Origin of the sequence: Treponema rectale (genome assembly GCF_014202035.1) — a bacterium.
GTDB lineage: Bacteria > Spirochaetota > Spirochaetia > Treponematales > Treponemataceae > Treponema_D > Treponema_D rectale.
This window is the reverse complement of the sequence record NZ_JACHFR010000002.1, coordinates 840629-864281: the sequence shown is the minus strand read 5'-3', so window position 1 is coordinate 864281 and position 23653 is coordinate 840629. Positions and strand designations below refer to the sequence as shown.

Genomic DNA, 23653 nt, shown 5'->3' with positions numbered 1-23653 from the left:
AGAGAAAATTCAGCCTATTTTTACCTTTGACCAGCTTTTAAGAAGGTTCTCCATGTCTTTTGCTGTAAGAATTTTATTAAACAGTTCCGTACATTTTACAAAAACCTGAGAAAGTGTTATCTGTTCATCCTGAGAAAAATTTCCAAGAACATATTCCGCAACATTACCGTCAGAAGGCTTTCCTACACCAAGGCGGAGTCTCCAGAAATCTGGAGTTCCAAACACGGATTTTATCGACCTTAAACCGTTGTGTCCTCCCAGACCGCCGCTCCATTTAAGGCTCAAAGTTCCCGGAGGAAGTTCAATTTCATCATGTACGACAAGAATGTCAGATGCCGGTATTTTATAAAAACGTGCAGCCTCTCCCACTGCATCTCCGCTGAGATTCATGTAAGTAAGAGGCTTCATGAAATAAATTTTTTTAGGGGCATTTTCAGGAAGAGCCTTTAACTCTCCCCCGTTCAGTTTTCTGACGATATCTTCATAATCAGCCGCTGCAAATTCTGCCTTAAATTTATTCTGATAACTTAAGGAAGAAGAAAAGGGAAGTGATTTTTCAAACAGCCATGCCGTATTGTGACGGGTGTTTTCATATTCCTTTCCATAATTTCCTAAAAATGCAACCAGCTGAATCATAATATACCTTCTGAGAATTAAACAGATTTTCTAAGCACGCGGATTGAATTAAGAACTGCCAGCATGGTAACACCGACATCACCAAAAACTGCCAGCCACATGTTTCCCAATCCGACTGCACACAGAACAATAATAGCAGTTTTTGCAGCTAAAGAAAAGAAAGTATTCTGCCGCACATTCTTCATCGTAACGCGTGAAATTTTTATGGCCTTACTTACGGCAGAAACACTGTCATTCATTATAACTACATCTGCAGCTTCTATTGCAGAATCACTTCCCATTGCACCCATTGCAATACCCGCGTCACTGCGGCTTAAAACAGGTGCATCATTTATTCCGTCTCCAACAAAAATTACGCTTTCATTCTTTTTCTTTTCAGAAATAAGTTTCTCCATTACTTCAAGTTTTCCGTCCGGCAAGAGCTGGCTGAACACCTGAGTGATCCCTGTCTTTTCCGCACACAGTTCCGCAGCTTCTTTTGTATCTCCCGTAAGCATAACCGTCTTAGAAACTTTATTTCCATAAAGTTCTGCTATGGCAGAAGCCGCATCTTCCTTTAACACATCACTGATGATTATACTGCCAAGAAATTTTTTATCTTGTGCAACATAAATTACAGTTCCTCCATCAGAAGCTGCATTTTCAATTCCCTGAACGCCTTCAATTTCCATAAGGCGCCTGTTGCCTGCAAGAATCTGCTTTCCGTCAAGCTTACATTTTATTCCGTGACCGCTGATTTCTTCCGCATCCTTCACATTCAGTTTAAGACAGTCAGGACAGCTGTGTATTTTTTTTAATGAACGGGAAATCGGATGTTCTGAATAATACTCTGCATGAGCCGCAATTTTTACAAGCTCCTCTTCCGTAATATCTGCTCCGGAAGCTACATTAATTTTAGTTACTTCAAAAACACCTTTGGTAAGGGTTCCGGTTTTATCAAATACTACAGTACCGGCACGGCTGAGCATTTCTATATAATTTGAACCCTTGATAAGAATACCGTTTCTGGAAGCAAGACCAATTCCGCTGAAGAAACTTAAAGGAATTGAAATCACAAGGGCACACGGACAAGAAACTACAAGAAGTTCCAGTGCACGATAAATCCAGGTATGCCATACAAGCGTGCTTCCACCTGAAACAAGCGGCGGTATTACTGCAATTGCAACTGCCGTAATACATACCAGGGGAGTATAAATCTTTGCAAACTTGCGGATAAATTTTTCAGTACGGGCTTTCTTTGACTGAGCATTTCTGACCATCTTTAAGATTCTGCTGACAGAACTTTCAGAAAACTCTTTTTCTACAGAAACTTCAATAACTCCGTTTACATTCATAAAACCTGCAAGTACAGTTTCGCCTTCCATAACTTCACGGGGAACGCTTTCTCCAGTAAGGGCTGAAGTATCAACCATTGTTTTTCCTGAAACAACTTTTCCGTCAAGAGGAATTCTTTCTCCAGGCTTAACTACAATAATGTCACCGGCTGCAACTTCCTCTGCAGGGACATTAACAATCTGCCCATCTTTTTTTATGTTTGCACTGTCAGACCTTATCTTTACAAGTTCAGAAATAGAATGCTTTGAATGATCAACCGCCTTATCCTCAAGATATTCGCCGAACTGAAACAGAATCATTACGGCAACACCTTCTGAATATTCCCCCATGAATACAGCACCGATTGCTGCAACAGACATAAGGAATTCTTCTCCAAACCATTCACCGTGAATAATACTTAAGACAGCTTCCTTCAATACAGAAAATCCTGTCAGCATATAGGCTGCAAAATAACATGCAAGAAACGCACCGCGTACATACATGCCCTGACCAGAAAAGAAAGGAAGTTTTTCAAGAAGTACGGCAGCAAGAAAAAATACAGCAGCAATAATTATTTTTTTTAATGATCCTTCTTCTTCCTCATCCTCTTCTGCTCCTTCATCATCCGCACAGCAGTCGTCATGACAGCAGCAGTGATGATGCTCATGATTATGTTCATGATGATGCTCATGACCGGAATGTTCACGCTCAATCTCGTCTATCTTACAGCATTCTATTTTCTTCATAAATAACCTCCAAACTATTCCGAAAGATGTTCTATACCCACGTTAAGTATGAGGCTTACATGCTCATCAGCAAGTGAATATATTACAAGTTTTCCGTCACGGCGGAATTTAACAAGACCGCTGGATTTTAAAACCCTGAGCTGCTGACTTATGGCAGGCTGAGTCATTTCCAGCTTCTGAGAAATTTCTGTAACGCTGAGTTCAGCATTTAAAAGTGAATGAAGTATCTTTATTCTGGTCGAATCACCAAAAATCTTAAAAAGTTCAGCAAGATTAAAAAGCATAGATTCATCAACTTCTGCTGCTTTAGATTCTTTTTTCATTACGCATAACCTCCTGCTTATATATTTATATAAACATATAAGCATATATTTATATGTTATGCAATATCTTTTTTACATAAATAAACAAAATAATAAATCCATTAAAATCTAAGCTTAAATAATACCGTCTTTTTTCAGCTGTTCCTTCAACTCATCAGCGCCGGTAAACACATAGGACTTTATACCAAGGGAAGCAGCCGCATCTGCATTATCTTTACGGTCATCAATAAAAACACAGTTTTCAGGTTCCGCATTTTCTGCTGTAAGAATAAGCTTCCAGAAATTTACATCCGGTTTGGAAACTCCCATAAAACAGGAAGAATATGTCTGATCAAAAAAGGCATAGTCTCCCCTTTCGATATGATTTGCATAATGACTGGAAATCGTATTTGTTCCGCAGATTACCCGATGACCTGAAGCTTTTAATTCCTTTATCAGTTCCACGGTTTTTTCATTTAAAACAGGATGAAAAAGCCAGTGCCACCAGTCAGTGGTAACTTTAATTCCGCTGCGTTCTGAAAATATCCTCCAGAATTCCCGGCAGTCAATTATTCCGTCGGAACATAAAGTAAACAGATTTGTTTTTGAAGGATCTGAAGCATCTGCATCCGTCAAGCAGCCGCAATACTCAAGAAACTGCTGATGTGATATTTTAAGAATTGATTCGATTCTTGATTCAATTTTTGCAGTTGTAGTTACAACACCGCCCATATCAAAAATAAAAAGCATTCAAAACTCCCCAAAACTATTATAAAATATTCTTCAGGTCACTAAATTTCTTTATCTCTTTATAGTAAGAACTTGCCGTACCAAAACCATATGAAGCCCAGGCAAAACTGATTCCGGCCTTTATGCACTCATTACAGTCTCCCTGAGTATCTCCCACATACAGAGGAAAGCTTAACTGATTTCTGTCTTTTAAGATAATAAGATTCTCTGCCTTTCCTTTTCCTGTCCTTCCAAAACATTCAAAGTCTTTAATGTATGGAGCAAGCCCTGTTTTTTCCAGCATGAGTTCAATATAGCCGTTCTGACAGTTACTTACTATATAAAAGTTTTCCTGAGAACTTAATTCAATAATCGTATCTACGACTCCAGGATAAGTAATGTCCACATCGTTGTTACGGATTGCAATCTGTTCTTCAGTACAGCATTCAGCAAGCAGGATATCCCTTTTTTCTTTTTCAAGCTCCGGCCATAAATCTGCCGCAATAACATCCATGGTTTTTCCAAATTCTTTCTGGAGAATCTGTGCATTTACCTTGCGGACCCCGTAACCTGTTTTTTCTACAGCCTTATTCCATGCAACGGCAACTATACCTGTGGTATTCCAGATTGTTCCGTCAATATCAAGAATTACTGCATCAAATTCTGCACTCATCGCTTCTCCTGTTTATACACGCGCTTTGTTTCATTCTATCACATTATCTTCAGAAAAAAAATAAGGCAGGTTCATATGAAGCAACCATCATATAAACCTGCCTGAAACTCGTCGGCATTCTCTAGAAATACACATTAGTGGATTTCTAGAGATGCCCTTTATTTTATACTTGGAGTTGAAGTTGAACTTCCTGTCGAAACCGCACTGAGAGTAGAAGACTCATAGCACAGTCCGTTAAAATCATTTGAAGAAATTGTCGGAGCTGTATACACAGAATAACTTGAGGTAGAAGAACTTGTAAACGACGGGCATGACATTACAAAAAGCCCGAAGCTTGAGGAAGGCAGCGAATACGCATAAACAGTAGAACCTGAAACCTGTACGGCAACTTTACTGAAAGAAGAAGATGAACTGCTGCTCGAGCCAGGCTGCCTGTTAGAAAAAGAACTGCCGGAAAAATATAAAACTTTCTGACCGCTAGTATTATATTCACTTATAGCCATTGAAGAACCGCTGGTACCGGCAAATGTTCCACCGGTAACATAAATCTTATTTCCGGAATCAAAGGAATCTTCAGAACCGGTAGGTGCATAAGAAACTACATAGCCGCCTTTTATATAAAGATTACCGTTACAGTCAATACCGTCACCGCCTGTTGATTTTACATAAAGAAATCCATCATTCATGTAAAAACTTGCACTGGAATCACTGACGTTTATTCCGTCATCAGTTGCAGTAACACTTGTTTTTCCACCGTTAATCTCAATGAGGCTTGCCCCCTCAATTCCTTCTGCCGCAAAAGTTATACTTGTATTGGAATATTTAACTCCATCTGCATCATAATAGCTTGCAGTCTTATTGGAGTCATTCGTATAACCTGTAACACCAGTCACATTAAAAGTATTTGTTCCGCCGGCAATATAAACCTTTGAAGAACCGATGCCCTTTCCATTATATGTAGTAACATTTAAGGTTCCGCCGTTTATATAGACATAACTTGTACTATCGTCAGTATCAGTTTTTATTCCGCAGGCTTTACGGTAATCAGATGAAGATATTGCTCCGGTTCCCTTAAAGGTAATCGTGCCGTCATTTACAACAACACCGGTATCCCCCATAAGACCGTTTTTACCTGTTGAAGTAAGAGTGAAGGTTCCGCCGTCAATCGTTAAGACAGATTTTGAAGCAATACAGTTTTTATAAGCCTGAGTAACAGAAAGAGAACCGCTTCCTGAAACAGTCATATCACCCTTACAATACAGCGTTCCCTTTGAATCACTTCCTTCAGAAACAGCGGTCTTAACAACAGTACAGCTGACAGTAGCTCCGTCATCATCTGTATAGGTTGAACCACTGGAAGTAGAATATTCTTCTCCATAGCCTGTACCGTAAGAACGTCCGTCGGCAAAAGTATTTGTTCCGCTTACATCAACAACGGCAGGAGAGCCTTTTGTAATATCTACGCAGGGATAGTTTGATGAAGTAATTGTTGCATCATTAAGATATACGGCAACCTTGTCCGTACCGTTTGACTGAATCTTAACACCGCCGGTAGTCATGGTTCCGCTTATATAAACTGCAAGTTCACCGGAAAAAGAAGTTGCATTTACGCGGATAAGTCCTGTTGAAGAGCCGCTGTCATATTTATAGTCAACGGCAACATAAGATGAATCCGTACTTTCGCCAAAAAAATACTGCTTGGATTTTAGGATTTCCGTCCATTCCGATCCGTCAGAAGAAACCTTACCGTCAGTAATATTTAAATAAATTACATTTGAATATGCCTCAGTATCTACCGTTACAGTTGAATTATAGGAAGTAGAAGTACCTGCAGACAATCCTGAACTGCTGCTTCCACTTGAACCTGAACCTGTTGAACCGTAATTAACTGAATTGCTGTTTCCGTCATCATAACCTGCTGAACAGGCAAACATTAATACCAACGCACCCGCCAGCGCCATGTGAATGATTTTCTTCACAATAATTTTTTCTTTCATAAAGAACTCCTATGCAGTATCAAATAAATTTCCTTTTTTTGCGTTGTGTTTTTCAATATAGTTCCCTGTTTCGTAAAGCAAATTAAAAATTTTCAATTTAAATGAAAGTTCAGGCAGAATTTTTTGTTATTCTTAAAAATTTCAATATTCCTGCAGTCTTAAGGAATTTACAGTAGTGTGAAAATTATCACAACACCCCACCCCATCCACATAAAAACACTGTGATAAACTTCACAATAAATATAAAAATTCACTATTTAACAATACAAATATATAGTAAACCCGAAAAATACACGATTTAATGTTTCTATCAACGATAGACAAATAAAAACAAGGTAAATAAAATATGAGAATATCCTGTTACATATCGTGATTTTTTTCACAATAACAGATATTAAAAGGGATTTGCGATGAAAACGACTGTTATGCCGGAACCTTCAAAAAGAAGACTGGTACTTTTAGGAAGACTTCTCTCAACCTATAAGGAAAAAACAATCACTTCGCAGAAAATTCAGGAGCTTACCGGATGGACTGCCGCTGCAATCAGGCGTGACATTGCAATGCTTGACCTGCACTGCGGAGCAAGCAACGGTTATAAAGTTCCGGAATTAAAAGAAGCACTGCAGGCTCTTGTCTGTACCGTAAGCGATAAGCAGAAATGCTGCATCATCGGCCTCAACAGAATGGGACAGGTACTTCTTGATAACAATGAGCTTTACGACTCGCCTTTTAAAATCGTGGCAGGATTTGATTCCAACGTGAACAGAACCGAAGTCTTACAGTCTTCCTTTCCCCTTCACCCGACAACGCTTCTTGAAAGCATAATAAAGTCGGAAGGCATTCAGTATGCAATACTTACAGCAGACGGAGAAGAAGCACAATCTCTTGCAGCAAGGCTTGCCCAGTGCGGAATCAAAGGAATCGTAAACTACACTTCCTGTGTGCTTACCCTTCCAAAATCAGTGTCAGTAGAAAACGTATGTCTTCTTACAGCACTTGAAAACCTCAGTGCAGGAAACAACAGCTGAACAGAACAGCTAAGGAGAAAATTATGAGCAGAGTTTACAATTTCAGTGCAGGTCCATCTTGCCTGCCGGAAGAAGTTTTAAAAGAATGTGCAGCAGAAATGCTTGACTACAACGGAACAGGTCAGTCTGTAATGGAAATGAGCCACCGCTCAAAGGCTTACGAACCAATCATTCAGGACGCAGAAGCAATGGTCCGCAAACTCATGAAGGTTCCTGAAAACTATAAGATTCTTTTTGTACAGGGCGGAGGATCTACTCAGTTTGCAATGGTTGCAGAAAACCTCGGTATCCACACAGGAAAAGCTGCTTACATCGAAACAGGTGTATGGGCAAAAAAAGCTGCTCAGGAAGCTGCAAAACTCGGTATCGAAGTTACTACAATCGCTTCTTCAAAAGACAAGAATTATTCATACATTCCTAAGGTAGAAAAAATCGAAGGTGACTATGATTATGCCTATATCTGTTTCAACAACACAATCATGGGAACCCATTACGAATACATCCCTGAAACAGGAAACATTCCTCTTGTTGCAGATATTTCTTCCTGCGTTCTTTCTGAAGAACTTGACGTTTCTAAATTCGGACTTCTTTTTGCAGGAGCACAGAAAAACCTTGCACCGGCAGGAGTTACCCTTGTAATCATCCGCGAAGACCTTATTACAGAAACACCAAGAGCCGGAACACCTACTATGCTTACATACAAAACTCACGCAGATAACGGAAGCATGTACAATACACCGCCATGCTACACAATCTACGTTCTGGACAAAGTTCTTCACTGGATTGAAAAGAACGGCGGTGCTGCAGGAATCAACAAACTTAACGTAGAAAAGGCAGATTACCTCTACAACTTCCTTGATAATTCTGATTTCTATCATGCTACTGCAGAAAAAGGAAGCCGCTCACTTATGAACGTTCCATTCCTTACTAAATACTCAGATCATGCCGCTGATGATGAAGCAGCTGCAGCAAAAGAAAAAGAAATCAACGACAAGTTTGTAAAGGAAGCAACAGCAGCAGGACTTGTAAATCTTAAGGGACACCGTCTCGTAGGCGGAATGCGTGCTTCAATCTACAATGCCATGACTCTTGACGGAGTAAAAGCTCTTGTTGAATTCATGAAAAAATTTGCAGCAGAAAACAAATAAACCAGGAGAATTAATAATGTACAAGATTCAGACTTTAGACCGTATCAGCGCCATCGGACTTGATAAATTTCCACGGGATGACTATGAAATTGCCAGTGAGATTATGAACCCGGACGCAATTCTTGTCCGCTCACATGACATGCTCAGCATGGAACTTAATCCTACTGTAAAGGCAATTGCCCGTGCAGGTGCAGGTGTAAACAACATTCCATTTAAAGAACTTGCACAGAAAGGCGTTGTTGTTTTCAACACACCGGGTGCAAACGCAAATGCCGTAAAAGAACTTGTAATCATGAGCCTTCTTCTTGCCAGCCGTCCTGTAATTGCTGCAAACCGCTGGGTTAATTCAGAACTCAAAGGAAAAGGTGCAGAAATCGCTTCTCTTGCAGAAAAAGGAAAAAAGAACTTTATCGGTCAGGAAGTAAAAGGAAAAACTCTCGGTGTAATCGGTCTTGGTGCAATCGGTGCTATGGTTGCAAATACTGCAATCGAACTGGGAATGAATGTAATCGGATACGATCCTTTCCTTTCTGTTGATGCAGCATGGTCCCTCAAATCAGAAGTAAAACATGCAGAAACTCTTGATACACTCTTTGCAAAGGCTGACTATCTTACAGTTCACGTTCCTGAAACTCCAGATACAAAAGGCCTCATCAACGCTTCTACAATCAAGAACATGAAAGACGGCGTACGCATCATCAACATCGCCCGCGGTGGTCTTGTAAACAACGAAGACGTTCTTGCTGCCCTCAACTCAGGAAAAGTAAGCTGCATGGTAACAGACTTTGCCGCAGAAGAACTTCTTAACAACGACAAGGTTATCTGTATGCCTCACCTTGGAGCATCTACTCCGGAAGCAGAAGACAACTGTGCCGTAATGGCTGTTAAAGAACTCCGTGACTTTTTGGAAACAGGAGCTATCAAAAACAGCGTTAACTATCCTAAATGCAAGATGGATTCAGAAATCCCTGCAGGCGGAACACGTCTGTGCATCGCACATAAAAATGTTCCTAACATGATTGCACAGTTTACATCTGTTCTTGGTAATGCTAAATACAACATTTCAGGAATGATTGATCAGAACCGCAACGACATCGCATATGCACTTATCGACGTTGACGGAAAGATTGATGAAGCTGCAGTTAACGCACTTTCTGCAATTCCAGACGTAATCAACGTACGTCCAATTTATGCATAAGAACATAAAAAAGCAGATTATAAAACCATATAAATAATTGACCAAAAAAAATGCCTGCCGGTGTTACGCTTGTCAAACGTTTCCCGGCAGGCCCTTTTTTTTACACTAAAAGCTGTTATTTTATTTTAAAACCGAAACATCCAGTTCAGTAAATCCTTCAAGAAGTTCTCCTGCAATTTTTACAAGTTTTGCAAGATCTCCTTTTCTTGAACCTTCAATATTCAGCGGCATTACCGGATCATGAAGACTCATGCGGAGAAGAATCCAGCCCTTAACGTCTTCACCCTTAAACAGAAGGCGAACCCCTTCAAAGTTTTCAGGAACGACATAGCCTTTTTCTTCTGCACGCTTTTTAAACTCAGACAGAACGGATTTTCCGTATGATTTAAAATCCTCTGCCTTTATCTTAAAACGGTATTCACCTTCTTCTACAAGAGGAGGCAGCTTTTCAATAAGGCTTTTCAAAGAACCGCCGTTTTTCTTTGCCTTAGCAAGAGCAACAACCATTTTTACGGCAAGATATGCTCCGTCATCAAGGAAATAATTTTCAAGAAGGGCACCATGACCGGAAGTTTCCATTGCAAGAGGACAGACTTTTCCTGCTGCATTAAGTTCCTTCTGCTTGTTGATTACATTCTTATAACCGCGCATGTAGCACAGATGATGAAGATGAAGCACTTCTTCAAGAAAATAAGTAAGGCGGTCTGAAGTAACGCTGTCCGTAATTATAGTGCTGTCAGGATAATCAGGAGCAAGTATGGCTGCAACAAGAGCAATGATTGCATCCCGGTTTACTTCACTTCCGTCACTTAAAACGGCACTCATACGGTCAACGTCAGTATCAAAAATAAGACCAAGATCTGCTTTTGAATCTACAGTAGCTTTCTGAATTGATTCCATTGCAGCTTTATTTTCCGGATTAGGAATATGGTTAGGAAAACTTCCGTCCGGCTCAAGGAACTGACTTCCGTCAATACAGCAGCCAAGAGGAGCAAGTATTTTTTCTGCAAAAAAACCGCCTGCACCGTTTCCGGCATCAACAACGATTTTTAATCCGGACAGAGGCTTCTCCTGTTCGGAAGAAGAAAGTCCCTTACAGATGGCATTTCTCAGATGAGCGGCATAAACTTCAATAAGGTCAAAGCTTTCGCACTTTGAAAGATCTGCACCGGAAGCTTTTTCTGCATCAATACCGGCAGCAGCTTCAAGAATTGCAGTAATGTCTTCATGCTCAAGTCCACCGTCAGCATCAAAAAACTTAACGCCATTTCTGTTAAAAGGAAGGTGGCTTGCAGTAATCATTACAGAACCGTCGAATTTTGTCTGATCAAAAACAATGCTCATAAACATTGCAGGAGTTGTCGCCATTGAACAGCGTACAACCTTTACTCCCTGACAGAGAAGTCCCTGTGCAATTGCAGCTTCAAGGGAAGGACCTGATATTCTTGAGTCACGTCCGACTCCAACCTTCAGTTCACTTACATTTTTCTTTGTTTTTTTTGCCAGCCAGAGAGCAAATGCACCGCCGATTTTCCTGCATGCTTCTTCCGTAATGTTTACATGCTCATCAGCAATTCCTTCCAGTGCTATACCGCGGATATCACTTCCGTTCTGAAGTTTAAGCAAATCTGATTTTTCCATTATAAATTCCCCTGCACCAAAAACATCAGCCGATCATAAAATAAACACTGAAGAAATGAAGTATGCTTCCAAACAGTGCAAAAAGATGGAAGAAACTGAGGCTCCACTTTCTTCTTCTGAAAATGTAACAGATTCCGCAGACACTGTAAGAAAGACCGCCGGCAAGAAGGAGATATCTGCTGACAGCATTCAAAGTTATAGGTGCATATACAAATACACTTAAAATAAGCCAGCCGAAAACAATATAAGTAAATACAGAGAATGCCCTCAATCTTGAACCGAATACAGAATACAAAACTATAAGCAGTCCGCAGATTGCCCATACAATTGATGCAAGAGAAAAGGCAGCCTTAAGAGGGAAAAGTGCAAAAATAAACGGTGTATAGGTTCCTGCAATAAGGATGTAAATTGCATCATGATTAAAAATAGAAAAAACTTTCTTTGCAACTACAGGCCTCAGGGCATGATACAAAGTTGACATAAGATACATTATGAAAAGTGACGCACCGAAAACAAGTACGCTTGCCATAAACGTAGATACAGGAATTCCTGCCGGATGATAGAAATATGCCTTTATTGCAAGAAGAACGATTGCTGCAGCGCTGAGCCCGGCACCGATTCCGTGAGTAATGGAACTGAAAATTTCCTCACCGAGAGTATAAGTTCTGGACTTACGTTCATTATATGCAAGCTGTGCATTTGCCTTCTGCAAGCGGCGTTCCTTTTTAAGGGCAGCTTCTTCTTCTCTAAGTCTGCGGCGTTCAGGATTCTGTGCATACTGCTGCTTTACTTCCTGAATCTTTTCTTTTGCCTGTTTTTTTATTGTCTGAATTGCGGCCTTCTTTTTAGCCTTAAGAGACTTTCTTGTAATTCTTCTTGAAATGTCAGCCATAAAATGCCTCCGATTTTTTTTAATGTCTATATGAAATGATTATCTCACAAATTCAACTTTGCTTCTACTTAAACTTTATGTCTGATTCAGGCTTAAGTTTCAGTACAGAATTTTAAGGGCATCCATTCTTCCAATAGATTTCAACGCTTCTATTACAAGAGGTTTGTTTTCTTTTCTATTAAACTGAAGAAGTGCCCGCTGAAGCCTTCGTTCCCTTCCGCCCCGTGCTACATAAACTTCCGCAAGATGCCCGTCAGCTTTTTTTTCATGAGGATTAAAGCCTGTATAATACATGCAGGTTGCAAGACTTCCCGGAGTAGGATAAAAATCCTGAACCTGATCAGGAACAAAGCCCGTCTTTTTTAAATACAGGGCTGTTTCCAGAGCTTCTTTAAGACCGGCTCCCGGATGACCTGCAATATAATATGGAACAAGATACTGCTTTAATCCAAGTTCCTTATTTATTCTTGCATATTCGGCAGAAAACTCTTCATAAACTTTATGAGTGCTTTTGCGCATTAGTTTCAAAACTGAATCACTGACGTGTTCCGGAGCAACCTTAAGCTGACCGGAAATATGATGCTTACACAATTCATAGAAAAAGGTTCTGTCCTTATCCATCATAAGATAATCAAACCTTATTCCTGAACGAATAAAAACTTTTTTTACTTTTGGAAGCGCCCTGAGTTTCTGTAAAAGTTCTACATAGTCTTTATGACTTACCTCAACATTCTTACAGGGATTAACTCCAAGACAGTCTTTATTCTGACAGGCACCCCTTTCTTTCTGAAATTTGCAGGCATCCTTTCTGAAGTTGGCAGTCGGTCCGCCCACATCATGAATATACCCTTTAAAGTCTGCATCTTCAGTCATAACCTTTGCTTCTTCAATCAGGCTTTCATGACTTCTGGACTGAATGCGACGCCCCTGATGAAAAGTAATTGCGCAGAATGAACAGGCCCCGTAACATCCGCGGCAGCTTGTAAGGCTGAACTTAACTTCACTTAATGCAGGAACTCCAGATTTTCCCTGGGAATTTTTTCTGTCATACATGGGATGCCACTTTCTCGTAAACGGAAGTTTATACAGCCCGTCCATTTCTTCCTGAGACAAAGGCAAAGAAGCCGGATTCTGAACAACAAACCGGGAATCAGCTTTTTCTACAAGAGTTTTTCCGTTAAGTGCATCCGTATTCTGTTCCTGAATAAGAAAGCTTTTTGCAAAAGTTTCTTTACTTTCTATAGTATTTTTACTTACCTCTTCATAAGAAGGAAGCATGATAAAATCTTTTTCAGGCAGTTCGCTTTCTTTTCCTGTATACCAGCAGGTTCCACGGACATCACGAATTTCTCTTGCCGTCTTACCGGACTTTAACTGAGAAGCAATTTCCAGTATTGCATGCTCTCCCATTCCATAGATAAGAAGATCTGCCTTAGAATCCAGCAGAACTGATTTTTTTACAGTATTGGACCAGTAATCATAGTGAGAAGTTCTCCGAAGGCTTGCTTCAATACCGCCGATAATTACGTTTACGCCTTTAAAGCTTTCCCTGATTTTCTGAACGTAAGTTACAAGAGCCCTGTCAGGACGATGACCCTTTTCTCCCCCATGAGAATAATCATCTTCAGAGCGGGGCTTGTTGTTTGCAGTATAATTGCTGACCATCGAATCCATGGCTCCGGCACTTACCAGAAAACCAAGCTTCGGTCTTCCAAACTTTTTAAAATCCTCTGTAGAATGCCAGTCCGGCTGAGGCAGTATTGCTACCGTATATCCGTTATGTTCAAGCAGCCGTCCTAAAATTGCAGCGGCAAAACTTGCATGGTCAACATAAGCATCCCCGCTGACAAAAACAAAATCTACTTCTTTAATATTCCGTTCAGCCAGATCTTCCGGAGATACAGGAAGAAATTTTTCGTTTTCTGAATTCATTTCTCACACTCCTGATTTTTTCTGACCACATATAAAAATTCTTTTGTATGCACGGCTCTTTTTTTCAAATTACGGGACGCCCTGAACGCATTGTATTTTTCTTCCAGCACAGTAACAGTTCCCACTTTATTTAAAAGCGCAACCATTTCTTCTTCGGGAATAAATCCTTCATTATTAAAAGACACAAGAAGATACCTGGCTTTTATACGGCTAACAAGATCCAGAAAAGTTTCAGAAGCCTTCATTTTTTTATTATAGGCAGAACGGTTCCAGTCTTTAGGAATACCGGAAACCCGGCTCATTATGTTTTCTTCAGGACGCTTATAATCAGCAAGAAGATTCAGCATAAAATAATTGGAGCCGTAAGGATGCTGGTTGTAAGGCGGATCAATATAAGCAAGATCGACAGTCTGGGGAATAATATCCGCCGCAAGGTTTGCATCATTCTGAATGACTTTTACCCGGCTTTTATATTTACTAAATACAGGAAAAGGCAGCTGGATTTTTCCCTTAATGCGTGAAAGTGCATCTGCTTTTGTTCCCCCGAATTTTCCGATACCTGTTGCAGAATTTTTATAAAAACCTTTGAACACTCCGCCGGTATTTGCATGAATTGAAGCTTCAGAAAGAAGGGGTGCAATAAAATAATCTTTCAGTTCTTCAGGAACTTTTTTTTCTATCAGCTGACGCATCACGTCAAGATAACAGGCATTATAGGGAGTATAAAAACATCTTTCTCCAGAGTGAATGTCTTCTATATTTTTAGGAGCATAGTATTCACTTATAAAACCCGGAACCTTCAAAAAAGAATTTTCATCTTCAGAAAGGAAGTTCTTTATTTTTCTATGACAGGAAGCAATTAAATCTGAATGAAGTTTTTTCAGCAGCTCCATATCCAGATCAGCAGCATTTGAAAGATAGCAGCGGCTTATGCAGGCAGCATAATTTTCTAAATCATTAACATACTGAACTGAAGCACGGCTTTTCATGAATCTGGAAACTATTCCGCTTCCTGAAAACATATCCAGCACTGAAAGTTTATCTTTACCAAGTTCCTTACGGACAATCTGAATTCCACAATCAATAAAATCAAGCAGCGAACGTTTATTGCCTATATATGTAATAAGCTGCTGTGTCAGGAATTCTTCAGATTCAGTCATAAAAAAAAGTATATCAGCCTGCGGGTAAAAAAACAACGGAATGAATCTTCAGGATTACTCTGATTCCGAATAAGAAACCACTTCTACACCATAAGTTCCGTCTCCCACTAAATTTTCTTTTATTTCATATTCTATAGTAAATTCCTTTATATATTTTATTCCGCGTACAGTACCATATTCAACATATATATCATAACGCTCATCACTGTCACAGTATTCTTTGATATATTCATACCGATTTTCTATATAGCTGTACAAATCAGTTACAGAATAAAAAACAATATTTCCATAACTACAAAAATCCAGAAAATCTTCTTTCGAATACTCTTCCTTCAGTTCATCCGGAACTGTAAATTCAGAAACTATTCCACTCCGTATTGTTTTAAACCCCTGAAATACTCCCACGTTACCTGACGAAAAATTATACTCAATCATACTGGAAGCTGGTTCAACCCATGCATTTTTATTATATTCGAATTCTTCATAGTCATGAAAATAAACTCCAGATTTAAAATCATCACATGAAACAAATAAAATAGAAAAAACAAATATCAACAAACATTTTTTAACCATAAATCTTCCCTTAAAAAAATCCTAACCAACAAATTTATGATTGTCAAATATTATTCACAGCCGATACTTAAGCGCCTCAAAAATCTTCTTTCAACAGACAACACAGACCGATTGCCGACTTTACTTAATCCTACTATAATTCATAAATCCAAATATATGAGAGGAAATTTTATGGCTCAGACAATCGACTACAAAAAAGCAGGTGTTGATGTTAACGAAGGCTACAAAGCTGTTGACAAGTATCGCAAACAGGCAGAACGTGCCCGCATTCCGGGACAGCTTACAGACTTAGGTGCATTCAACGGAATGTTCGCAGTTCCAAAAGGAATGAAAAACCCTGTAATGGTAAGCGGAACTGACGGTGTAGGTACAAAACTTGACATTGCATTCAAGCTTAAAAAATATGACACAGTTGGAATCGATTGTGTTGCGATGAGCGTAAACGATATTCTCTGCTCAGGAGTAAAAACCAGCTTCTTCCTTGATTACATTGCATGCGGAAAACTTGATTCAAAAATTGCCGGTGAACTTGTAAAAGGTGTTACCGACGGCTGTCTTGATGCAGGCTGTGCACTTCTCGGTGGAGAAACAGCAGAAATGCCTGACTTCTATGATGAAGGAAAATACGACCTTGCAGGATTCGGCGTTGGTGTTGCAGACAAGTCAGATATCATTGACGGTAAAAAAATAAAAGAAGGAGACATCCTTATCGGGCTTTCTTCTACTGGTCCTCATTCAAACGGATATTCCCTTATCCGCAAGCTTGTAAAGAACTTTGAAGAAGAAATTACCCTCAACGGTAAAAAAACAAGAATCGGAGATGCACTCCTTACTCCTACACGCATTTATGTAAAACCGGTAATGGAAATCCTTAAAAAATTTCCTGGTTCAGTACACGGAATGGTTCACGTTACTGGAGGCGGATTCTACGAAAACGTACCGCGCATGTACCAGAAAGCTCCGGAAGGCAAAAAGCAGCTCTGCTCTGTAATCAAAAAGAACAGCTGGGAAGTTCCTGCAATTTTTGACGAACTTATCAAGAGAGGTGCTGATCCTAAAAACGTATTCTCAACCTTCAACATGGGAATCGGATTCGTACTTGCAGTAAGCAAAAAGGATGCAGAAAAAATACTTAAAGCCTTCAATACAAATGCAAAAAAATATTCAAAAAAAGGTATTCCTGACATGAAGGCTTATGAAATCGGATATGTCAGCCACACCGACAAAGTTATAAAGGGTGAATTCAAAGGCAACAAGGAAATGACACAGTTTGTTGACTGAGGTTTACCCCGCAAGGAATAAAAAATGGCAGTAAAAGTTTTTATTGACGGAAAAGAAGGAACAACAGGACTCAAAATATTTGAGCGGTTTGCAAAAAGAAATGACATCGAAATTCTTCAGATTGATGAAGAAAAGCGCAAGGATCCTGTAGAAAAAGCAAAGATGATAAATGCTTCGGATTATACGTTTCTCTGTCTTCCTGATGCAGCAGCAATAGAAAGCGCAGAACTCTGTACAAATCCTAAAACTGTAATCATCGACGCATCTACGGCACACAGAACCAATCCTGACTGGGCATACGGTTTTCCGGAACTTGATAAATCCTTCAGAGAAAAAATCTCTGCTTCAAACAGAATTGCAGTTCCAGGATGCTATGCTTCCGGCTTCATTTCTTTAGGTTATCCTCTCGTTAAATCCGGCATTCTTCCAAAAGATTATCCTGTAGTAATACATGCTGTTTCAGGTTATTCAGGAGCAGGAAAAAAGGCTATTGCCCTTTATGAAGCAGAAGACCGCAACCCTGAACTTGATTCACCGCGTTTATATGCCCTTACTCAGGCACACAAGCATCTTCCTGAAATGAAAAAAATCACAGGACTTGAATACGAACCAATTTTCAATCCTTATGTCTGTGATTACTTCCAGGGAATGACTGTAACCGTAGGTCTGCATGCAAGGCTTCTGGCAAAAAAAGTAACTGCCCGTGACGTATGGGAAATGATGTCTGAGCATTACGCAGGCAGCCGCTTTGTAAAAGTTGCAGGCTTTATGGGAGAAGGAACTTTAACTGAACAGTTTATTCCTGCAAACACTCTGGCCGGCACCAACAACATGGAAATCTTTGTTTACGGCAATGACGACCGCATCATGCTTACCTCAAGATTCGATAATCTGGGCAAGGGAGCTTCCGGTGCTGCAGTTCAGTGCCTTAATATCCGCATGGGTATAGACGAAGGAGAATCTTTATAAAATGAAAAGATTTTTTGTATTTTTAGTTTTACTTACTGCTCCGACAGTCTGTTTTTCAAATACAAAAGATACTTCACAGGATATAAAGTTTCCGCAGACTGTTTTCTCTCAGCAGGATTCAGTCTGCATTAACAGGCTGTCAGCTTCTTCAGAATATGATGAATCTGACAGTCTTGGAACCGCACTATTCCGGGTTATTTTTGAGCTTCTGCTTATTCAGAATCTCAGCGTTTACTACGACGAATATCCTTTTGCAGACGGAAATAATTACATAACCTATGCAGCCGGTCCAGATGAAACCTATGGGAAACCATGGCGCTACACAATAGAAACCGGAGCTTTCTATTATCCCCGCACAAAAACAATCGGAAACTGTACCAGACTTGAAGGAACCACCTGGCATTTCTTTGGTCCAGTTTTTGATAATCAGGTGTTCAAAAAAACAGATGAAGACTTCTTTTACGGATATTTTAATCTGGGAGGACAGTACTACCTGTTTCAGACAAATCCTCTGAGCGTAAGCTTTTTCGTTCAATGGGCTCATGTGTATGGAAAAATTAAAAACGACGGTATCGGATTTGGCTTTATCCTAAAATCCTTCATCGCCCGAAAACTTCTTCTGGAATACAGATTTTATGCCAGTGATTTTTCTTCTGACGAAGATAAAAAAGGTTTGGAATACGATCCGGATTCAATCATAGAAAATAATCTTGAAGCAGGTATAATGCTGGCTGACGGCATAGAACTGTTTCTGGGATGGAAAGTTCAGCAGAACGGATTTACCCAGATTCAGTGCAGTGCCGCAAGCATAGGATTAAAAAAGCATTTCTAAAATTGCTGCTGAGTCCAATATCAGACCTTAAATCCCGTAATCATATCAATAACGGCACCTGTAGCTTTCTGATTTTTCTGAGCAGATTCAGAAACTGATTCTGCAGATGCCCTCATTTCATTCATATTTTCAGAAACAACAGCAGATTCTGCATGAGTCTGTTCTGCAATATCCTTAAGTTCCTCAATCTCCTTAAAGAGTTTTCCGCTTTCTGACTGCATCTGTTCAGAAGCTTCAGCAATTGATTCTGTAGTACTGTTAAGAGTATCCACTGTAGTAAGAATATTTTTTACTGATTCATTTTCTTCAGTCATTGCCGACTGAACCTGCTTCATAAGTACGGACATCTTAACTATGCGGTCAGTAACATTTTCAAAAGAAGAAGCTGAAATATCAGAAGATGCAACTATCTGTTCAATAGATTTAGTTACATCATCAAGAAGACTCTTTATCTGCTTTGACTGACGTGAAGAGGTTTCTGCCAGTGAACGGATTTCATCAGCTACAACACCAAACCCTTTTCCGGCTTCTCCCGCATGAGCGGCCTCAATTGCAGCATTCATGGCAAGAAGGTTCGTCTGACTTGCAATACGGGCAATGGCAGCATTAGCTTCATTAAGGTTTTTTGACTGCTGTGCAATCTGTGCAACATTTTCAGTTACTGTAAGCTGATTTTTCTTACCGTCTTCGGCTTCCGTTTCAAGACGCTCATAATCAGAAGTTATGTTGTCTACGATTTCATTTACAGACTTAATGTTCTTTGAAATCTCATCTGCAGCAGAAGTAGATTCATTAATTGCATCAGCCTGATAATTAAGTTTTTCTTTCAGTCCGTTGATTTCATTTTCTACAGCAATGATACTGTCTGCAATCAGCTGAACTTTTTCACTCTGGACTTTAATCTTCTGATCTATATTACTTACACTGTCAAAAGAAGCATTTATACTTTCTATATTAAGATTCGTGCGGTCTGACATTTCGCTTCCTGTAGAAGAAAGTACTGAACTGTGCTCCTGAAGATTTGATACAAGGCTTGCAAGGCTGGAAATCACGCTGTTACAGTTATGAGCCAGAACTACAAGTTCCTTTCCGCCTTTTTCAGGAAGTCTTTCCGTCAAGTCAGCTTTTCCGGAAGCAATATTTTCCATCGAATCAGAAATATCCTTCATCGGTTTGAACATTGCACGGGAGAACACATATATCAGTATGCCGCCAAGAAGGACAATAAAAATATCTATAACGGCAAGCTGCATTATATGTCTGTTCATATCTTCCACAATGGTATCAACACCGATATCACAGCCAACGATTCCTACGACAGAACCCATGGAATTTTTTATAGGATAATACGAACTTATCGTCCAGCCCCAGCCATCCTGATTTTCAAAATCAGATACAGCAGGTACTCCTTCATCATAAGCCTTAAAAGGAGCCTTTCCCCAGGAACTTACATCTTCTTCAGAACCAGGAACAGAATAGTTTTCATAATCAGAAGGATCACAGCTTCCGTCTATTACATAATACCAGGTACTGCCCCTTCTATACATCGTGTAAAGATATTCACAATCGACAGCTTCTTTTATACGCAGAAGCTCCTGGCGTGTTGATTCAAAATAAGGATCCTGTTCATCAATACTCTTTGAAAAACGTTCAAAGGCATCTCCGTCAATCTTACGCACAGCATTTTCTGCAATGGCAGAACTCTGGGCTGAAGCCTGTGAATGAACTGTAACTTTAATAATACGAACCGCTATTACCGAAAGAAGTGTAGTTGCAACAATAATAAGCCCGGCAAAAACTCCGACAAAACGTTTACGCAGTGAAAGTTTTTTTAATGTTTGTTTCATAAAAAAATCCCTGTATAAATGTTAAATTTATGTAAAAAGTATAACATTTAAACAGGGATTTTTCTAAAAAGAATTCAAGATTAATTAAAAATAAGGGGATGACCAATAAGTATGAGTCATTGCCGCACTCGCCACCATGTCATTGCCGTGCTCGACACCCTGTCATTGCCGCACTTGATGCGGCAATCTCATGCAGGGGGATTTTCGGTTCAAGCCCGAAAATGACACTTTTTGACCGAAAATGACACTCATAAAAAGTTGTTGACAGCCCGAAAATGACATTTTTTGAACTTATTGGACAGCCCCGTCTTTTCCAGCATCAGAGACTCTGCCTGTGCCGTTCGTAAAGAAGAACTCCAGCCGCAACTGACACGTTAAGGCTGTCAATTTTTCCGCAGGTAGGTATCGAAACAATGGAATCACAATTTTCCGTAAGCAGACGGGAAATTCCTGTTCCCTCACTGCCCATTACGATACATGTCTTAGGAGCAAATTCTATAGACTGTAACGAAGTACCGCCTGCATCAGCCCCGTAAACCCAGAAGCCATGTTCCTTAAGAAGTTCTACAGCCCGGTTAAGGTTTGTCTCTACTGCAAGAGGAACCCAGGCAGAAGCTCCTGCACTGGTTCTGGCAATAATATCATTTTCCTGAATATTTGAAGTACTGTTACGCTCTCCTGTCACCAGAAGATCTGCTCCGAACTGATCACAGGAACGGAGGATTGCTCCGATGTTATGAGGATCAGTTACACTGTCCAGAACTATAACAGTAGCTTTTTCAGGACACTCCGAAATCCACTGATCAAGCCTTACGGAATTGCTGGCCCTCTCTTTTTCTCCCTCAGCCGTCAGAACGATACCGCGATGATCTTTTTCACGCTCAGGAAGTCCTGCAACCATTGCATCCAGAACTTTCTGGTCTGACTCTTCAACCTGAATACCTGCTTCCTTAGCAAGAGAGAGAATCTTTTTTACCCGGGGTCCCGGCTTTGAATAGAAAACCTGCAGTACGGAAGAATGAGTTTTTTCTGAGGCATAACGCCTGACCCTTTCTTCTACTGCATGAAATCCTGTATAAATATTCTTAGACATACAACCAAAGCACTGATTAGTTTTTACCGCAGCAGTTCTTATACTTTTTACCGCTGCCGCATGGACAAGGTTCGTTTCTGCCGACTTTTCTTCCTTCACGCACAACTGTTGTCGGACGAAGCATACCTTCACTGTACAGCCACTCACCGTTTACTTTCTTGAATCCTGCAATTTCATGATGAACGTCACGAATTCCTTTCTGAGTATAAGTTGCCTCAAATTCAACGATACCTTCATCATCTCCTTCAAGACCTTTCTGTGTACTGAGGATTTTAAGACCGTGCCATGTACTCTTGTTACTCCAGTCTTCTGTTGCCTTACGGTCAATTTCTGCAATTTTTTCACCGGTTTCACAGGTATTGATAATGAAATCAATTTCATGAACAACATAAGATGTGTAGCGAGCACGCATCAAAGCTTCTGCAGTAGGAGCCTTTACGGTTCCCTTAATTATCGGTTCACAGCATTCAGCATAAGTTTTGCCTGAACCACATGGACAAAGATTATTTTCACTCATGCTGAGAATTATACTGATTTAGGCGGCGGACTTCAATCAACATTGAAATCAAGAATACACAGGTACCCAGAAGCGCAATAATTCCACCAAGAACTAAATCTTCCCGGGACAAATCAAAAAAGGCTTCCCCATGAAGCACTGCATTAATTCCGTCTACAGACCACATCAGGGCAGCAGACCAGAACATCAGGGCAGCAAGAGAAAAACTCTTTACAAAACGTCCTGTTTTCTTAAAGGCGGCATACAGTACGGAGAAAGCGGCAGCCATTACAACTGTAATTATAAGGCACATCAGACTGCTCCTGTCTGTTTTCTTAAGCCAATTCTTTTTACGAGTGCAGAAATTCCAAGACCGAGAGCCCATACTGCAGTTGTAAGCACAGCCATTCCTGCTCCCACCGTGGCCATTTCATGAAGCATTTCTGCAGTTGCCTCAGAATTTTCCATTGCAGTAAGAAAAGGCGGATAAAAAACAACTTCACCATGATAAACATGTTCTGCAGCAAGCAGGAAACTTCCGCCAAAAAGCATTTTCTGAAGAACTGAAACTTTTTCTTTAAATGCAGCAGCATCCTTCAATGTTTTTCTGCACGTAAAATGCTTAACGGCAGTAACGGCAAGAGCTTCTGCCAGTGGAACTGTAAAACAAGCCATATTTTTCTCCTTGAGAGTACCCGGAAGACCTCCTGCAGCAGGATACTGCGGACAATGGACTCCTGATATTTATTCTCCTATCCTATACCATTTCATCATATTTTTACACTGTTTTTTTATTTTTCATACGGGAACATACTGTAGAAAACAAATGGCGGACAGCAAGCACAGGGTGATAAAAAAGCATCCTGGGACCGGAAAACTTCATTACTTCCCTGATTCTGTTCCTCATGTCATGCCTGTAACAGTGGACGGTACAGCTGGAACAAAATGTCTTTGTCTTTATAAAAGGACAGTTTTCACTTCTTCCGGCAGCATATTCATCCAGCTCCAGACAAAAACTGCACAGCATATTTTTACTGCTTCCGTGTTTTTTCCGGCAGTACAGGCTTATCATAAGATGAACTACCTGCTGCTCACGGATACGTTTCTTAAGGATTTTTTCTTCTCCAGTCATGCCGCTCATATTAGCACAAAACATTTTTTTATTT

General features: G+C 40.1%; 23 protein-coding genes. 6 read left to right on the top strand and 17 right to left on the bottom strand.

Annotation, left to right across the window (positions count from 1 at the left end; genetic code table 11):
- Nucleotides 1–9: 9 nt before the first annotated feature.
- The 6 genes from pth to HNP77_RS08195 all read right to left on the bottom strand — a co-directional run bounded on the left by pth (nucleotide 10) and on the right by HNP77_RS08195 (nucleotide 6397).
- Nucleotides 10–636 carry an aminoacyl-tRNA hydrolase gene (gene pth / locus HNP77_RS08220; RefSeq protein WP_184652685.1) on the bottom strand — a complete coding sequence of 209 codons (627 nt, stop codon included), beginning with the start codon at nucleotides 634–636 and terminating at the stop codon, nucleotides 10–12.
- A 17-nt stretch (nucleotides 637–653) separates the two neighbouring features.
- On the bottom strand, nucleotides 654–2696 hold the full coding sequence (locus HNP77_RS08215; RefSeq protein WP_184652684.1) for a heavy metal translocating P-type ATPase: 2043 nt from the start codon (nucleotides 2694–2696) through the stop codon (nucleotides 654–656).
- Nucleotides 2697–2710: 14 nt separating this feature from the next.
- Nucleotides 2711–3019, bottom strand: a complete 309-nt coding sequence (locus HNP77_RS08210; protein ID WP_246428883.1) for an ArsR/SmtB family transcription factor — start codon at nucleotides 3017–3019, stop codon at nucleotides 2711–2713.
- Nucleotides 3020–3133: 114 nt separating this feature from the next.
- A complete protein-coding gene (locus HNP77_RS08205) occupies nucleotides 3134–3748 on the bottom strand; it encodes an HAD-IA family hydrolase (RefSeq protein ID WP_184652682.1) in 615 nt (204 codons plus the stop codon).
- Nucleotides 3749–3767: 19 nt separating this feature from the next.
- A complete protein-coding gene (locus HNP77_RS08200; protein ID WP_184652681.1) occupies nucleotides 3768–4400 on the bottom strand; it encodes an HAD family hydrolase in 633 nt (210 codons plus the stop codon).
- Between the two features lie 158 nt (nucleotides 4401–4558).
- Nucleotides 4559–6397 (bottom strand): carbohydrate-binding domain-containing protein, encoded by a 1839-nt coding sequence (locus tag HNP77_RS08195; RefSeq protein ID WP_184652680.1) that lies wholly within the window; start codon nucleotides 6395–6397, stop codon nucleotides 4559–4561.
- A gap of 410 nt (nucleotides 6398–6807) precedes the next feature.
- On the opposite strand from HNP77_RS08195, the gene HNP77_RS08190 reads away from it, so the two are divergent.
- Genes HNP77_RS08190 through HNP77_RS08180 form a run of 3 tightly spaced genes read left to right on the top strand, consistent with a single transcriptional unit; the run spans nucleotide 6808 to nucleotide 9771 of the window.
- Entirely contained in the window at nucleotides 6808–7425 is a 618-nt protein-coding gene (locus tag HNP77_RS08190) for a winged-helix domain-containing protein (protein WP_184652679.1), read from the top strand.
- 23 nt (nucleotides 7426–7448) lie between these two features.
- A complete protein-coding gene (gene serC, locus HNP77_RS08185; RefSeq protein WP_184652678.1) occupies nucleotides 7449–8573 on the top strand; it encodes a 3-phosphoserine/phosphohydroxythreonine transaminase in 1125 nt (374 codons plus the stop codon).
- Between the two features lie 16 nt (nucleotides 8574–8589).
- Nucleotides 8590–9771, top strand: coding sequence for a phosphoglycerate dehydrogenase (locus HNP77_RS08180; protein ID WP_184652677.1), 1182 nt, complete (start codon nucleotides 8590–8592; stop codon nucleotides 9769–9771).
- A 120-nt stretch (nucleotides 9772–9891) separates the two neighbouring features.
- Here HNP77_RS08180 and HNP77_RS08175 read toward each other — a convergent pair whose 3' ends face one another.
- The 5 genes from HNP77_RS08175 to HNP77_RS08155 all read right to left on the bottom strand — a co-directional run bounded on the left by HNP77_RS08175 (nucleotide 9892) and on the right by HNP77_RS08155 (nucleotide 15969).
- A complete protein-coding gene (locus HNP77_RS08175; RefSeq protein WP_184652676.1) occupies nucleotides 9892–11412 on the bottom strand; it encodes a phosphohexomutase domain-containing protein in 1521 nt (506 codons plus the stop codon).
- A 25-nt stretch (nucleotides 11413–11437) separates the two neighbouring features.
- On the bottom strand, nucleotides 11438–12304 hold the full coding sequence (gene trhA, locus HNP77_RS08170) for a PAQR family membrane homeostasis protein TrhA (protein ID WP_184652675.1): 867 nt from the start codon (nucleotides 12302–12304) through the stop codon (nucleotides 11438–11440).
- Between the two features lie 99 nt (nucleotides 12305–12403).
- Nucleotides 12404–14236, bottom strand: coding sequence for a YgiQ family radical SAM protein (locus HNP77_RS08165; protein ID WP_184652674.1), 1833 nt, complete (start codon nucleotides 14234–14236; stop codon nucleotides 12404–12406).
- Entirely contained in the window at nucleotides 14233–15396 is a 1164-nt protein-coding gene (locus tag HNP77_RS08160) for a DNA adenine methylase (protein ID WP_184652673.1), read from the bottom strand. The genes HNP77_RS08165 and HNP77_RS08160 overlap by 4 nt, the downstream gene beginning before the upstream one ends.
- A 54-nt stretch (nucleotides 15397–15450) precedes the next feature.
- Entirely contained in the window at nucleotides 15451–15969 is a 519-nt protein-coding gene (locus tag HNP77_RS08155) for a hypothetical protein (protein ID WP_184652672.1), read from the bottom strand.
- Nucleotides 15970–16140: 171 nt separating this feature from the next.
- On the opposite strand from HNP77_RS08155, the gene purM reads away from it, so the two are divergent.
- From purM to HNP77_RS08140, 3 genes are read left to right on the top strand one after another with little or no spacing between them, the layout of a single operon-like run.
- Complete coding sequence (gene purM, locus HNP77_RS08150; protein ID WP_184652671.1) at nucleotides 16141–17250, top strand: phosphoribosylformylglycinamidine cyclo-ligase; 1110 nt, start codon at nucleotides 16141–16143, stop codon at nucleotides 17248–17250.
- A 24-nt stretch (nucleotides 17251–17274) separates the two neighbouring features.
- Nucleotides 17275–18219: an N-acetyl-gamma-glutamyl-phosphate reductase gene (argC, locus tag HNP77_RS08145; protein ID WP_184652670.1), complete on the top strand. Its 945-nt coding sequence runs from the start codon at nucleotides 17275–17277 to the stop codon at nucleotides 18217–18219.
- A gap of 1 nt (nucleotide 18220) precedes the next feature.
- Nucleotides 18221–19051, top strand: a complete 831-nt coding sequence (locus tag HNP77_RS08140; RefSeq protein ID WP_184652669.1) for a hypothetical protein — start codon at nucleotides 18221–18223, stop codon at nucleotides 19049–19051.
- Between the two features lie 20 nt (nucleotides 19052–19071).
- Here the strand turns inward: HNP77_RS08140 and HNP77_RS08135 are convergent, their stop codons facing one another.
- The 6 genes from HNP77_RS08135 to HNP77_RS08110 form a co-directional block, all read right to left on the bottom strand.
- Complete coding sequence (locus HNP77_RS08135) at nucleotides 19072–20898, bottom strand: methyl-accepting chemotaxis protein (protein WP_184652668.1); 1827 nt, start codon at nucleotides 20896–20898, stop codon at nucleotides 19072–19074.
- A gap of 319 nt (nucleotides 20899–21217) precedes the next feature.
- On the bottom strand, nucleotides 21218–21991 hold the full coding sequence (gene rlmB / locus HNP77_RS08130) for a 23S rRNA (guanosine(2251)-2'-O)-methyltransferase RlmB (protein WP_184652667.1): 774 nt from the start codon (nucleotides 21989–21991) through the stop codon (nucleotides 21218–21220).
- Nucleotides 21992–22007: 16 nt separating this feature from the next.
- Nucleotides 22008–22508, bottom strand: coding sequence for a YchJ family protein (locus HNP77_RS08125; protein WP_184652666.1), 501 nt, complete (start codon nucleotides 22506–22508; stop codon nucleotides 22008–22010).
- Nucleotides 22501–22800, bottom strand: coding sequence for a hypothetical protein (locus HNP77_RS08120; protein ID WP_184652665.1), 300 nt, complete (start codon nucleotides 22798–22800; stop codon nucleotides 22501–22503). The genes HNP77_RS08125 and HNP77_RS08120 overlap by 8 nt, the downstream gene beginning before the upstream one ends.
- Nucleotides 22800–23162: a hypothetical protein gene (locus HNP77_RS08115; RefSeq protein ID WP_184652664.1), complete on the bottom strand. Its 363-nt coding sequence runs from the start codon at nucleotides 23160–23162 to the stop codon at nucleotides 22800–22802. The genes HNP77_RS08120 and HNP77_RS08115 overlap by 1 nt, the downstream gene beginning before the upstream one ends.
- A 103-nt stretch (nucleotides 23163–23265) precedes the next feature.
- A complete protein-coding gene (locus HNP77_RS08110) occupies nucleotides 23266–23619 on the bottom strand; it encodes a nitrous oxide-stimulated promoter family protein (protein ID WP_184652663.1) in 354 nt (117 codons plus the stop codon).
- Between the last annotated feature and the right edge of the window lie 34 nt (nucleotides 23620–23653).

Bases quoted from the DNA above. Each gene is read 5' to 3' on its own strand.
- HNP77_RS08155 (WP_184652672.1), bottom strand. From the start codon at position 15,969: ATGGTTAAAAAATGTTTGTTGATATTTGTTTTTTCTATTTTATTTGTT.
- pth (WP_184652685.1), bottom strand. From the start codon at position 636: ATGATTCAGCTGGTTGCATTTTTAGGAAATTATGGAAAGGAATATGAA.
- HNP77_RS08140 (WP_184652669.1), top strand. From the start codon at position 18,221: ATGAAAAGATTTTTTGTATTTTTAGTTTTACTTACTGCTCCGACAGTC.
- HNP77_RS08115 (WP_184652664.1), bottom strand. From the start codon at position 23,162: ATGGCTTGTTTTACAGTTCCACTGGCAGAAGCTCTTGCCGTTACTGCC.
- HNP77_RS08195 (WP_184652680.1), bottom strand. From the start codon at position 6,397: ATGAAAGAAAAAATTATTGTGAAGAAAATCATTCACATGGCGCTGGCG.
- HNP77_RS08120 (WP_184652665.1), bottom strand. From the start codon at position 22,800: ATGTGCCTTATAATTACAGTTGTAATGGCTGCCGCTTTCTCCGTACTG.
- purM (WP_184652671.1), top strand. From the start codon at position 16,141: ATGGCTCAGACAATCGACTACAAAAAAGCAGGTGTTGATGTTAACGAA.
- HNP77_RS08175 (WP_184652676.1), bottom strand. From the start codon at position 11,412: ATGGAAAAATCAGATTTGCTTAAACTTCAGAACGGAAGTGATATCCGC.
- HNP77_RS08165 (WP_184652674.1), bottom strand. From the start codon at position 14,236: ATGAATTCAGAAAACGAAAAATTTCTTCCTGTATCTCCGGAAGATCTG.
- HNP77_RS08215 (WP_184652684.1), bottom strand. From the start codon at position 2,696: ATGAAGAAAATAGAATGCTGTAAGATAGACGAGATTGAGCGTGAACAT.
- HNP77_RS08210 (WP_246428883.1), bottom strand. From the start codon at position 3,019: ATGAAAAAAGAATCTAAAGCAGCAGAAGTTGATGAATCTATGCTTTTT.
- HNP77_RS08205 (WP_184652682.1), bottom strand. From the start codon at position 3,748: ATGCTTTTTATTTTTGATATGGGCGGTGTTGTAACTACAACTGCAAAA.
- HNP77_RS08190 (WP_184652679.1), top strand. From the start codon at position 6,808: ATGAAAACGACTGTTATGCCGGAACCTTCAAAAAGAAGACTGGTACTT.
- HNP77_RS08135 (WP_184652668.1), bottom strand. From the start codon at position 20,898: ATGAAACAAACATTAAAAAAACTTTCACTGCGTAAACGTTTTGTCGGA.
- trhA (WP_184652675.1), bottom strand. From the start codon at position 12,304: ATGGCTGACATTTCAAGAAGAATTACAAGAAAGTCTCTTAAGGCTAAA.
- argC (WP_184652670.1), top strand. From the start codon at position 17,275: ATGGCAGTAAAAGTTTTTATTGACGGAAAAGAAGGAACAACAGGACTC.
- rlmB (WP_184652667.1), bottom strand. From the start codon at position 21,991: ATGTCTAAGAATATTTATACAGGATTTCATGCAGTAGAAGAAAGGGTC.
- serC (WP_184652678.1), top strand. From the start codon at position 7,449: ATGAGCAGAGTTTACAATTTCAGTGCAGGTCCATCTTGCCTGCCGGAA.
- HNP77_RS08125 (WP_184652666.1), bottom strand. From the start codon at position 22,508: ATGAGTGAAAATAATCTTTGTCCATGTGGTTCAGGCAAAACTTATGCT.
- HNP77_RS08160 (WP_184652673.1), bottom strand. From the start codon at position 15,396: ATGACTGAATCTGAAGAATTCCTGACACAGCAGCTTATTACATATATA.
- HNP77_RS08180 (WP_184652677.1), top strand. From the start codon at position 8,590: ATGTACAAGATTCAGACTTTAGACCGTATCAGCGCCATCGGACTTGAT.
- HNP77_RS08110 (WP_184652663.1), bottom strand. From the start codon at position 23,619: ATGACTGGAGAAGAAAAAATCCTTAAGAAACGTATCCGTGAGCAGCAG.
- HNP77_RS08200 (WP_184652681.1), bottom strand. From the start codon at position 4,400: ATGAGTGCAGAATTTGATGCAGTAATTCTTGATATTGACGGAACAATC.